At 46.1% G+C, this 13158-nt stretch carries 7 protein-coding genes and 1 tRNA gene; 7 read left to right on the forward strand and 1 reads right to left on the reverse strand.

What is annotated here, in order from left to right:
- Window position 1: 1 nt before the first annotated feature.
- Window positions 2-1102 (forward strand): Gfo/Idh/MocA family protein, encoded by a 1101-nt coding sequence (locus AC3E9V_RS15135; protein WP_488748973.1) that lies wholly within the window; start codon window positions 2-4, stop codon window positions 1100-1102.
- A 98-nt stretch (window positions 1103-1200) separates the two neighbouring features.
- Here AC3E9V_RS15135 and AC3E9V_RS15140 read toward each other — a convergent pair whose 3' ends face one another.
- The gene (locus AC3E9V_RS15140) at window positions 1201-1479 is read right to left on the reverse strand and encodes a hypothetical protein (RefSeq protein ID WP_488748974.1); all 279 of its coding nucleotides are present in this window, start codon (window positions 1477-1479) and stop codon (window positions 1201-1203) included.
- A gap of 83 nt (window positions 1480-1562) precedes the next feature.
- Here AC3E9V_RS15140 and AC3E9V_RS15145 point away from each other — a divergent pair, with 83 nt between their 5' ends.
- The 6 genes from AC3E9V_RS15145 to AC3E9V_RS15170 all read left to right on the forward strand — a co-directional run bounded on the left by AC3E9V_RS15145 (window position 1563) and on the right by AC3E9V_RS15170 (window position 13100).
- A complete protein-coding gene (locus tag AC3E9V_RS15145; protein WP_488748975.1) occupies window positions 1563-2627 on the forward strand; it encodes an efflux RND transporter periplasmic adaptor subunit in 1065 nt (354 codons plus the stop codon).
- Window positions 2628-5687 (forward strand): efflux RND transporter permease subunit, encoded by a 3060-nt coding sequence (locus tag AC3E9V_RS15150; RefSeq protein ID WP_488748976.1) that lies wholly within the window; start codon window positions 2628-2630, stop codon window positions 5685-5687.
- A complete protein-coding gene (locus tag AC3E9V_RS15155; RefSeq protein WP_488748977.1) occupies window positions 5684-6991 on the forward strand; it encodes a TolC family protein in 1308 nt (435 codons plus the stop codon). Before AC3E9V_RS15150 ends, AC3E9V_RS15155 begins: the two co-directional genes overlap by 4 nt.
- Before the next feature lie 154 nt (window positions 6992-7145).
- A tRNA-Met gene (locus AC3E9V_RS15160) sits at window positions 7146-7218 on the forward strand.
- 493 nt (window positions 7219-7711) lie between these two features.
- Window positions 7712-8845 (forward strand): hypothetical protein, encoded by a 1134-nt coding sequence (locus AC3E9V_RS15165; RefSeq protein ID WP_488748978.1) that lies wholly within the window; start codon window positions 7712-7714, stop codon window positions 8843-8845.
- Window positions 8826-13100 (forward strand): hypothetical protein, encoded by a 4275-nt coding sequence (locus tag AC3E9V_RS15170; RefSeq protein WP_488748979.1) that lies wholly within the window; start codon window positions 8826-8828, stop codon window positions 13098-13100. Before AC3E9V_RS15165 ends, AC3E9V_RS15170 begins: the two co-directional genes overlap by 20 nt.
- The last annotated feature ends 58 nt before the right edge of the window (window positions 13101-13158 follow it).

A 13158-nucleotide genomic window follows, 5' to 3' on the forward strand; every position in this document is an offset into this window, starting at 1 on the left:
TATGAAACTTATTTACGCTCTATTTTTAGTCTTTGCTGTGATAGCAAACCTCAATGCTCAGAGTGGTTTGGATGGATCCGAGCCACTCAGAGTTGGGATAGCTGGCCTTACTCATACGCATGTCCACTGGATACTGGGACGGGATGATATCGGGGATATAGAGATCGTAGGGATTGCCGAACCGAACCGGGAGCTCGCTCAACGATACGCTGAACAGCACGGGTTTAGCATGGATCTGGTTTATGGATCGCTGGATGAGATGCTCTCCGAAACAAAACCTGAAGCTGTCACGGCCTTTGGGACCATTTACCAGCACCTGGAAGTGGTGGAAAGTTGTGCTCCTAAAGGCATTCACGTGATGGTGGAAAAGCCACTGGCTATCAGTACAACTCATGCGCTTAAAATGGAATCATTGGCAAAAAAGCATAACATCCATTTGCTCACCAATTATGAGACCACCTGGTATCCAACCACCCAATATACCCTTTCGCAAGTTGAAGAAGGGAAACTGGATAAGATCAATCGAATTGTTGTAAATGATGGTCATCAGGGGCCTGTTGAGATCGGGATCAACAAAGAGTTTCTGGACTGGCTTACCGATCCTGAACAAAACGGGGCCGGAGCCCTGACAGATTTTGGGTGCTACGGGGCCAATATTATTACCAGCATGATGGGAAATCAGTTACCCCTTTCCGTGACGGCCGTTACCAATACCAACAAACCGAAACTGTATCCCCACGTGGAAGATGAAGCAACGATCATACTCCAATACCCGAAAACCGTCGGAGTGATCCAGCCCTCCTGGAACTGGACCTTTAGCCGTAAGGACATGGAAGTTTACGGAACTGCAGGCTACATAAAAACCCAGGATGCAACCAATCTGATCCTTAGAATGGCCGAAAACCAACCGGACTCTTCCGTTCATTTGCCTCCGCTGAAATATCCCGTTTCTGATCCCTTTGCTTATCTGGCGGCTGTGGTGAAAGGAACCATCCAACCAGACAGAGATCTGAACTCTCTCCAAAACAATCTGATCGTGGTGAAGATCCTTGATGCCGCTAAAAAATCTGCAGCCTCTGGCAAAACCGTAGTTCTAAAGTAGTCTCGTCATTACTGATCACCTTGAAAGAACATTTAGTTTGGCTTGCAGGCCGATTGAAAACATAAAGGGCTGATAAGTAAAATCCATCCTCTCTTCGTTCATTGGGTATGAAAGCCCAAGCTGAGCAATAGCTTTAATGTTTTTAAATCCGAGTTTAGTGGTTCAACAGGCTCTATAAATACCCCTGAGGAGCTATTACCAGCCTGATCCAAATTAACCCAAACTAAACGTGAAGTAAACCCAGCTTCAAAAACATTTGTTGATATCCCTACTGTAGGCTGAAAAAAATACGCTTCTTTCTTCTTTCTATCAATCTCATAACAGTTCAAAACTCTTAGTTTCCGTAGATGTAATTTCTTTTCAGTTCCTTGATCCATGTATATACATTTACAAAGAATATATTTAAACAAATACCCTCCATTGGTGGTATTAATTAGACATAATTTCTGTTTGTAGCTTGATGAATAAGACCTTAAAAAGAATTCTATATATCGTTATTGTGGTTGTGATCCTCGGTGCCATTGTATACCCAAAGCTCCCAAAAGAAGATGACAAAGCTTCGGCCTCAGCCACTGCTACAGCCCCGGCAAAACTGACCGTAGACGGCCTGGTCTTAAAGGGGCAGCAGCTCAATAACCAGGTCAATGTAACCGGGTCTGTGCTGGCCGATGAGTCTGTACTCCTGAATAGTGAGGTGGCTGGAAAAGTAAGTCAGATCTTCTTTGAGGAGGGGCAAACGGTAAAAAAGGGCAAATTAATGGTAAAGCTGAACGATGACGAGATCCGTGCAGAGCTGGAGCGTCTGCAGTTTATTCTTAAGCTAAATAAGGACAATGAGCACCGGCAAAAGCAACTCCTGGAAAAAGAGGCCATCAGCCAGGAGGAGTATGAAACAGCGCTGACCACACTGAATACTACTCAGGCGGAGATCAGGGTGCTGGAAGCCCGACTAGCCAAACATAGCATCATAGCGCCTTTCGACGGTGTGGTAGGCCTGCGAAACGTCTCGGAAGGGAGCTATTTAAACCCCGGAAACTCTATCGCAGAGCTTTTCAAGATCAATCCGATCAAGCTGGAATTCAGTGTGCCCAGCAGGTACCTGAAACTGGTAGACATTGGCGACCGGGTTAACTTCACTGTAGATGCCTACGACGACACCTTTAGCGGATCGATCTACGCCATTGAGCCGCAGATCGACCCGCAGACAAGAAGCATCAGGCTCCGGGCAAAAGCTGACAACCGGGATGGAAGGCTTTTGCCAGGCCAGTTTGCCCGGGTCAGCCTCATCCTGGAAGTCATTCCGGAGGCTCTGCTTATCCCTACAGAAGCTGTGATCCCCGAGCTCAATGGCAAAAAGGTTTTCTTATACCAAAATGGAAAGGTGGGTTCTAAAAGCATCATTACCGGGATCAGAACTGAAGAGGACGTGCAGGTACTGGAAGGCCTGGCTCCAGGCGATACCGTAATTACAACGGGTGTTTTGCAGATCAATACAGGTTCGGAAGTAAACATTAACCTGAACTAAATGGCGAGTCTATCCAATATCAGTATCGAACGGCCGGTTTTGGCGGTGGTTATGTCGATTGTCATCGTTCTTTTTGGCATTATCGGGTTCAACTTCCTGGGTGTACGCGAATACCCCAGCGTGGACCCACCCGTCATCACGGTATCCACCTCCTATACCGGAGCCAGTGCAGACGTCATCGAAACGCAGATCACAGAGCCTTTGGAAGAATCCATCAATGGGATCGACGGCATCAAAACCCTGTCTTCCAACAGCAGCGATGGCCGAAGTACCATCACTGTGGAATTTGGTTTGGAAACCAACCTGGAAGCTGCCGCTAATGACGTCCGGGATAAAGTATCCAGGGCGATCCGAAACCTACCTCCGGATGCAGACCCCCCCATTGTTACCAAGGCCGATGCGGACTCACAACCCATTATCGCCCTGAGGATCTACTCAGAAAAGCGCAACCTGCTGGAAATGTCTGAAATAGCAAACAATGTTTTTAAAGAAACCTTTCAGACCATCTCCGGAGTGAGTGAGGTACGCGTCTGGGGCGAAAAAAAATATTCCATGCGCTTGTGGATGGATCCTGACCGGCTGGCTGCTTATGAGCTGACTCCACTGGATGTACTAAATGCCGTCCAAAGTCAGAATATCGAGCTCCCGTCCGGGCGGATTGAAGGAGCTTCAACGGAACTGACCGTGCGGACATTCGGAAGGTTATCCTCCCCGGATGAATTCAATAGCCTGATCATCCGAGAATCCGAAAACAATATAGTTCGATTCCAGGATATCGGACGGGCAGAGCTTTTCCCTGAAAACGAACGAACAGCCCTGCGAAACAACGGGATACCCATGGTGCTCAATGCCATTGTACCCCAACCCGGTTCAAACAATCTGGACATTGCTGAAGAGTTTTACGAAAGACTGGAAAGCCTGAAAAAAAATATTCCCGAGGACATCAGCACGGAGATTGCCTTTGACAATACCGAGTACATCAGCGAGTCTATTGCTGAAGTGCGGCAAACCATCTTCATCGCTTTTGGACTGGTGGTCCTGATCATCTTCTTTTTCCTGAGGGACTGGAGAACCACCTTTATCCCGGTGATCACGGTGCCCATTGCCCTGATCGGTTCGTTTTTTGTTATGTACATACTAGGATTTTCCATCAATGTGCTCACATTGCTGGGTATTGTCCTGGCCATCGGGCTGGTGGTGGATGATGCCATCGTAGTGCTGGAAAACATTTACACCAAGATAGAAGAGGGAATGCCTCCTCGTGAGGCAGGCAAAAAAGGAACCAATGAGATCTTCTTTGCGGTCATCTCTACCACTGTGGCGCTGACTTCTGTATTTTTCCCGATTATTTTTCTCCAGGGACTTACCGGCAGGCTCTTCCGGGAGTTTGGGATCACTGTAGCTGTAGCTGTGGTTATTTCGTCCTTTGTCGCTTTGACCCTCACTCCCATGCTTTCCAGTAAAATGCTCAAGCACCGTGAGCAAAAACAGTGGTTTTACCGTAAAACGGAGCCTTTCTTCGTATGGCTAAATAATAAATACAACAACGCCCTGGACAGGTTCATGGGGAATCGCTGGCTTTCCGGGGTGATCGTACTAGTGGCCAGTGGACTGATCTTTCTTTTTGTACAGATCATCCCATCGGAGCTGTCCCCGCTGGAAGATCGTGGGGTGTTCAGGATCATTGCCACCGGACCAGAAGGTGCTTCTTTTGATTACATGGATGATTACGCTAATGAAATGACAGCCCTGGTTCAGGAAGAAGTACCCGAAGCAGCATCCATCATTACCATTACTTCTCCGGGGTTTACCGCTTCAGCTTCAGTAAACTCTGCCTTTATTATCGTAAAGCTGGAAGATGCAAAAGACCGGGATCGCTCGCAGCATGAAATCGTAGAAGCCATCAAACCGAAGATTGCTAGAAACACCAAAGCGCGGGCTTTTGTGGTGGAGCCGGAATCCATCGGCAACAGGCGCGGAGGACTGCCGGTGAGTTTTGTGCTTCAGGCACGTGAACTCGCGGAGCTGAAAGAAGTGCTGCCGGAGTTTATCGAAAAAGCCAATGCAAGTCCGGCATTTGACTTTGTAGACCTGGACCTGAAGTTCAATAAACCGGAACTGGGTGTAAGGATAGATCGGGAAAAGGCCCGTAGCATGGGCGTATCTGTACGTGATATAGCTCAAACCCTGCAGCTTAGTCTGAGCGGAAACCGGTTTGGATACTTCATCATGAATGGGAAGCAGTACTATGTGATCGGGCAGTTGGAAAAAATCAACCGGAATGAGCCTCTGGACCTCAAGTCCATCTACATCAGATCCGGTAACGGCGACCTGGTGCAGTTGGATAACCTGGTGAGGCTGGAAGAGCGGTCCACCCCACCGCAGCTATTTCATTACAACCGGTTTACTTCAGCTACCATATCAGCAAGTTTAGCAAGTGGTTACACACTTGGTCCGGGACTGGAAGAGATGGATCGCATAGCAGCTGAAGTACTGGATGATCGTTTTCAGACGGCCCTGGCAGGATCTTCTTTGGAGTTTCAGCAAAGTTCAAACAACTTATACTTTGCTTTTGCGCTGGCCCTTATACTCATCTACCTCGTACTGGCAGCTCAGTTTGAGAGCTTTCGTGACCCACTGACCATCATGTTTACTGTGCCACTGGCTTTGTCCGGGGCGCTTTTTAGTCTCTGGTATTTCAACGAAACCCTGAATATCTTCTCCCAGATCGGGATGATCATGCTGATTGGGCTGGTGACCAAAAATGGTATCTTGATCGTGGAGTTTGCCAATCAGCGCAAGGCAAGAGACCTGGGCATCATGGAGTCCATCAAAAGCGCCGCCAAGATGCGTTTCAGACCTGTCCTGATGACGAGCCTTTCTACCATTTTGGGCATTTTGCCTATTGCCCTTGCACTGGGAGCCGGGTCTGAAAGTCGTGTTTCCATGGGGATTGCCGTTATCGGAGGGCTGATCATTGCCACTTTCCTCACCCTTTTTGTGATCCCGGCCATTTATTCATTTTTAACCAGTAAAGAGAAAAGATTAGCACGCGTATGATCAGGTATCTTTTTTTGATTTGTTCTACCGGGCTGTTTGCCCAGAGTAATGATTCTCTATGGACTGTAGAAGAAGTGGTGGGATTGGCTCTGGAGAAAAATTACGACATCCGCCTGGAACGCAACAATCTGCGCATCGCAGAAAACAACGACACCTATGGAAACGCTGGATTCCTGCCCACCGTGGAGCTCACAGGAGGCACCAGCCAAACTATACAGGATTCGGAATTGGAATTTGCCAGTGGTGATGGGCAGTCCCGAACCGGCGCTAAATCAACAAGCTACAACGCTGCTGCCAACCTTTCCTGGACATTGTTTGACGGGCTTAAAATGTTTGCTTCCAAAGACCGCCTGGAAGAGATCAGGCGCTCCAATCAATATGCGTTCCAGTCACAATTGCAAACCACGATCTCGGATGTGATGAAGGCTTTTTACAACACTGCCCTGGAGCAGGAACGCCTGGCTTTACTGCAAAGCACCATGGAGCTGTCTGAAGAGCGTGTCAATATAAGCCGGGACAAATACGAGGTGGGCAAGGCCAGTAAGCTTGAGTTTTTGCAGGCCCAGGTCGATTACAACAGTGACCGGTCTGCCCTGGTCAAGCAGAAGGAAGTGATCGCTGTACGGAAATTTCAGTTGATCGAATTTCTGGCGATCCAGGAAAATGAAGTGAACTTCAGGCTTGGCTACAACTATGATTTGAATCCGGCCTTATCTGAGGATGAGATCATTGAGTCAGCACTGACCAATAACCCTGACCTAAAACAACTCAGCAGCAACCGCGAGGCTGCGATCCTCTCGCAGGTTGAGTTGGAACGGCAGCAATGGCCATCTTTGGATTTTAATTTGGGATATTCATACTCCAACCTGAACGCTGAGGCAGGATTTCTACTGAGTAACCGCTCAAATGGTGTTAATTACGGACTTACGGCAAGGATGACGCTATTTGATGGATTGAATCAGCGGCGTAACATACAAAATGCCCGGGTCCAGGCTGAGTCAAGTCAGCTGGCCTTTGAGCGGGCTAAAACCCAGCTGATCACCTCGGTGAGGTCAGCAAACCTGACCTATCAAAACTCGGTGGAGCTGGCCGAGCTGGAGCGTCAGAACCTGGAGGTAGCCCAGGAAAACGAGGCAATTGCCCTGGAGCGCTACCGGGTGGGAAAATCAAATGCGCTGGAGTTTCGTGAGGCTCAAAATAACCGGCTCAATGCCGAGATACGTTATTTGGAGGCTCGGAATGCAGCAAAAATAGCTGAGGTAGAGCTGATGCGGCTTACCGGCCAGATACTGGGTCAGAAATAATAAAAATTATTTAGTGGAAGGGTTTGGGTAATCTAAAACTCTATGCTACTTTTGCAGTCCACATCACAACAAAGGGGTCTGAAAACGTTCAGAAAAGCTTGTTGAAGTTATGGATCAGCAGGAGGTTAACCTTAAAAAGTGGGACACATTACATCGCGGGGTGGAGCAGTTGGTAGCTCGTCGGGCTCATAACCCGAAGGTCACAGGTTCGAGTCCTGTCCCCGCTACTAGAAAGAAGCCTGATCAGAAATGATCAGGTTTTTTTGTTTATACCCGGGCGCAACTACTAAAAAATAAGTGACTCCCTTTTTTTATGCTCCCTGTATAACAAAAATGGATCAAGGATCGAGCACTATTTCAGCGCTGTCAAAAAGAAAATCTAAAAAGGATTAGAGGGAGACTTTCCCAATTTGCCTTCTCAGACATTAATCTCTGTTCCCTTAATTATATCAATTGATAGTAAATAAGATGAATGCTCCCGTTTTGTATTATCAATTGATAGTATAGACCGTTTTTTAAGGCTGTTTTTTTGATATTTTGAATTCTTTTTAACTCTTTCGAGGTAACCGTTCAAAGTAAGTAAAATCCACAGTGCAGTTTTATTTCACTTTGAGCTAATTGTTTTTGATGATCCGGTTAGCGTCTGATCAATTTTTTTGTAAACAGCTGACAATTAATATTTTGCCGCCTAATACCAAAATTTACTTATGCCTCTTTTTATTGGCATTGACAGCCTGGAGTGCTTTCGGTCAGAGCAAGATCGAAACCAATTTCGAGAACCCCTTTTCCCGCTTAAATAATAAAGAGGCGTGGTCAGGTTTTAAAAAGAAAGGCGCTGCCTACCTCAAGTCTGAATATGGTTCTCAAATAAATAAGCCGGTCGATGAATTTATCGAAATAGACCTTCCCGGAGACTCTCTAAAAAGTATGGTCAGAAAAGCTCGCAGTATTGAGCTGAAAAAAACCATTGATACCACAAAAATAAGTTCAATGGATACTGCGGCTATAGATAGTACCTGGTTAGCTGATCGCATATCACTTGACACTACGGCGGTAAAGGACTCAGTAGCTAGTCAGTTTGAGTTGGACTCTCTTGCGGATTTAGCTGGTCCCATTCCTATGGACTCCGCAAGCCTTGATAGTTTACTTCATCACAAATTAGACTCTGGCCGCTACACTCTCCAGGTGGACACCACCAGAATCATACAGGAATTTTCCGGGATGGATACCGTTCAGCTTCCTGAGCAACCAGACCATGAACTATTAGCCAACTTCAGAAAGGAATCGTTTCTGGATGACTATACAGATCATTTTGAAAAGTATAAAGGTGTGGTAGCATCCACTCAGCAGGAGATCCGGAAATATAAAAAGAAAGAAGATTTCAGGTCTTTTATTAAGGAGTTCTTTTCCAACAAGTTTTCAAACAGCGAATCTGATTCTTTGGGTGACTTTAAACGTTTTGAAATGGGGGCTTTTTTTGAGGTCAGGCAGGAACCTTTTTACCTGGTTTGTAACCCTTCTGTGAAGGTAAACCTGACCAATAAACTTTCACTGGGTCTGGGCTATTCGTTTAGTTTTCACTTTGATCCGATAAAGGTGGATGAGGTCTATTTCCGAAGCTTTACCCAGTACCGGTTTAGAAAATACTTTGCTCATTTTGAAGCAGAATCCAGGGAGCCCATGAAACAAGATGGTGAATCATTTAAGATGATCCCTGCAAAATACAATTACGCAACCGGGATCGGACGTAATATTCTCCTTGGCAAGCTCAATGGAAGCTTACTGATACTTTACAATTTTGATAATTCACAAACACAGAAAATTTCATTGCGATATGGGATTAACATTTTTTAGATCATTTTCAAAAACAGCCACTTTGGCCCTGCTCTTTTTAGGGACTACCACTGTTTTCGGTCAGCGGGTAGACCTTCCAACTGGGGATTTGCAGTATAATTTGAACCTGCTAACAATACCAGGCCCGGAGGGGGACTACCCGATCACATTAAAGTACCACTCCGGTTTTGGCGTGGATATGGAAGCAAGCTGGGCGGGACTGGGTTGGGTTCTGGAGGACAACAGCATCCGAAGAGTTGTTTCCGAGCTGCCTGATGATACTCGTAAGAGCAAAAAGATCGGCAAGATGCATGCTCCTGCTGTAGAGAAGACCTTTGATGAGCCAACAAGGTTTGAGGCATGGTTGAAAAGGCTGGCAAATGATATGGAAAATGTAGCTGATGCAGCGAATGATCCAGGTTTCACAGAAGATGTTAAGTCTGCAATGAGCTCTTTAGGTAACAGTCTCGTTTATGGAAATCCTTTATCTCCCTTTGATCCGGGCTCAGTTTATTCAAGTTTATTCACGGTACCTGAATCAAGGATCAATATTATCCCCTCAATGTGGGATTGGTCTGCAGAAGAAGTGAGTACCAGGGTAAAGAAATTTCTGTGGCTGATCCCTTATGACAGAGATGTTACCTATAGATGGAGTATGGATCGAACAACTACCGAATTTCAGTACGGAATGCTACAGCAATCGAATATGCGGAATCTCTATTCCGGGCCAGGACAGGGACATTTTAATCCCCGGTTTCTCGACGGCACCAGCCAAAGGTACCCGGTGTACACCCGGATATCTTCGAAGGATGAAAATATAAGCTATGACGGGGAAAACGTATCCAGCGATTTTTTCCAGCACAGAAAACAGGGTTTGATAACAGAAAATCTTTCTCCGATCTACTGGGCTCCTGATCTGTATATTGTCTCTGCCGCCAATCTCTCTGGCCAGATCAGGCCTTACCGGTTCGATAATGTATCAGTGGCTTCATCTTTCCCAATAAATGAATTTTATGCCGGAAAAGTGGCCCTGGTAAAGCACCGGTTGAGTGTAGCAGATTATGGTGACGGTAGACACGCTACTTCGTATAACAAAATACGTTTCGGATGGGTAGGCGACCGTTCAAACTATTTTGATTACCACCAGGGCGCATTTAACGGGAATTTTTCACTCCGATTCCAGCCCAAGCAATATTACGATGTAAATCTGGGCTTGAGCCTGTATGCTCCATACTTCGAAATGCAGAGTGACGCCATAAACTTCATGGATGCGGCCAGAGAGGGATATGACGGGGATTCGAAACTAGAACGAGGATACGAGATTGAGTGGTACTCTAACGATGAAATTGCAAATGGATCAGGAGTTTTATTTGAAATAGATCGTGACAGGCCGCGAGCTACCTATCCTCGGTACGGGATAGGTGGGATCAAGATCACGGATAAAAAAGGGTTTACCTATTATTTTTCTACTCCGGCATATACCAAAGCACAGGTGACACTGGTGGAAAACGGCGTATTCACCGGGCGGGATGAGATAACAGAGCCGTACGCACATCAGTGGCTATTAACCGCTATTACCGGACCAGATTTCGTGGATGCCCCGATCGAAGGTGTTGAGCAGGTGGGCGAAAATGACAGGGGGTTCTTTGTCAAGTTTGACTATGGTAAATTCACCGAGTACTTCAGGTCCCAGTCTCCACTAGACGGCAACTCTATGTATACACCCGGTTCTACAGACTCATCAACTACCGAGGTGAGATCGATACAGCTAAAAGAAGTATTCTACCTTAACAGTATTTCCACCCGGACGCATACAGCTTTGTTTGTTAAAAAGCCCAGACCAGATAATCGTTCGGCTGTAGTGAAGCTGGAAGGAAATAAGATGCAGCCCAGAAGCCTGGCTTTGGACAGGATCGTATTGCTACGTAATGACCACTATACACACCTGGTTGATAACCTGAACTTCCGGGCAAACCAGTATGCAGGGTACGGTGCAGGTGAACTGGAAGGAAATGTGCTGAAGACTGAGGATCTGACGGTCAGCGATGCTATTCGCGATTACATAGCTGATCATGCTCTGCAAACGGTCTATTTTGAGCAGGACGATATTTTGTATAAGGGCTTGCCAAATGCGGAGTCAGGCAGGAACGCATTGACGAAAGTATCCATACAGGGCAAGACCGGTCCATCTCTGGATTACAAATTTGGTTACAATGTACCGGAAGAGGCGACTTACGGCAGATACAACTGGGATGCCTGGGGGGAATACAAAAACAATCCCGAAGGAGGAGTGAACTCCCATGATGTAGATCCAGCTTCTAAAGGGGATGAATGGGCGCTAAGCAGCATCCGGAACCCTGCCGGAAACCTGATCTCCATCGCTTACGAACGGGACTCCTATAAACGGATCGCCGGTATGGAGCTGGCTGACCAAAAGCAAGGAGGAGGTTCGCGTGTCAGCCGGATCATTAGCTCAGATGGTGTAAATGAAATTATAGATGAGTATATCTACACCAGGGATGGTAAGTTAGATGGAGAATCCTCGGGAGTAGCCTCTGATGAGCCAGGTTATATAGATACGGAATCCCGTTTTAAAGAGTATTTTGGTTATCCCTCTCCTACCATCCTTTACTCAACGGTAAGTCACCGCAGGCTGTCAGAAGATGAAGAGCCGGCAGGTAGAACAATGTATCATTTTCTGACCTTTGAAGACTCTACTGTGACAATTGATACTTTACACTCACGTAAAGCGAGAATCAATCCTGATATAGCAAAGAATGGCTATAAGTATGGCTACCAGCTGAATGAGGCTACCTATAAAACCACCTTCAGAACTCAGCTCCCGGGTAAAACCATGAGGGTACAGAGCTATGACCGGAATGACCTGCTGCTAACAGAAACTGCTTATGACTACAGTGTGTCCGAGTACGGTAATATTACCCAGTCGCTAAATCTTTTTGATCACGCTTTCAGGAGCTTTGAAAAGGGACGATCTGACGAGAATAAAAATGACAAACGCATCACTGCCCGGTTTATCAATTCTTTTTCTGAAGAACTTGTTTACCAGCTTAGCCAGGTCCGCTATACTAACTACCGGAACAATATTCAGACCTCTACGCTTTTCAAAAATCAGGATTTCTATTCGGGAGAACCGATGGTAGCTATTAGTAAAGACGGTTATGGGAACCAACTTGGGAAGGTAACTGTACCGGCCTATCACCGGTATGAAGATATGGGTCCGGGTACCGGTCAGAAAAACATGCTGAATGCTGCCACAGAGTCCTATTTGTACAAACTGGCAGACCTTGACTTTACCACCGCAAGCCCACAGTATACAGAGTTGCTGAGCGCCAATGTCCTTACCTGGAAAGAAGACAGTGAAGAAAGTATCCGGAGGCCATCGGGCAGGTATGCTTTGAACAAGTCACTTAATGCAGATGGTACAGTCCAGCTCTTAACTTCAGCAGAGGAGTTTCAACATGATGAGGGAGCAACTAATGATGCATGGCTTAAGGCATCCGAAATTACGCTATTTGATAAAAATTCCAAACCACTGGAAGTAGCGGGGGCAAGCAAAGTCAAACGGTCAGTCCGATATTCACCGGATAATAACTTTGTTATTGCTTCCTCAGATGGTTCGGATGTCCGGGAATTTGCTTTTCATGGAGCCGAAAAGGGTATTAATTTTTCTTATGATTTTGGCCCGAATGCAAACCTGTCCGATAAAGCTCATACCGGGCAGTATGGCTTTCAAACCAGTAGAGGAGTTGTGATAACTCTACATAAGATGAAGCCTGGTGTAGTCAATAAAAACAAGATTTATCGTATGTCAGTTTGGGTTCACGAACAAAATGTTAGCTCCGCTCAGCTCTGGGCAACGATAGCGATAGTAGGCCAGCAAGCGAGTAATCTTAAACTTACGTGCGATCCCTCCGGAAAACCAAATATTAATGGATGGTATCTCTTTGAACTGGATGTACCTCTGTCAAATTACACGATCACAGATGCGACTGAAATACGATTCTCGGTTGTCAATGTTTCTCCGGAAAGTGCCAATGAGATGCCTACGTTTGACGACTTCCGGGTAGCTCCTGTTTCCGCTAATATCCAATGTTATACCTACAACAACCTTGGAAAGCAGGAATATATCCTGGACAACAATCATTTCTACACCCGACTGGAATACGATGATCTTGGAAGAATAACGGGAATATACAAAGAAACCAACCAGGGAGAGATCAAACTCAGTCAACTGGATTATAACCTGGCCAAATAAGAAAGCTTATGAAAGGTATCACCAAACCTAACCTATTTATACAGCCAAATACTGCCAA

The sequence above is a fragment of the Marinoscillum sp. HNIBRBA16962 genome (assembly GCF_057801515.1).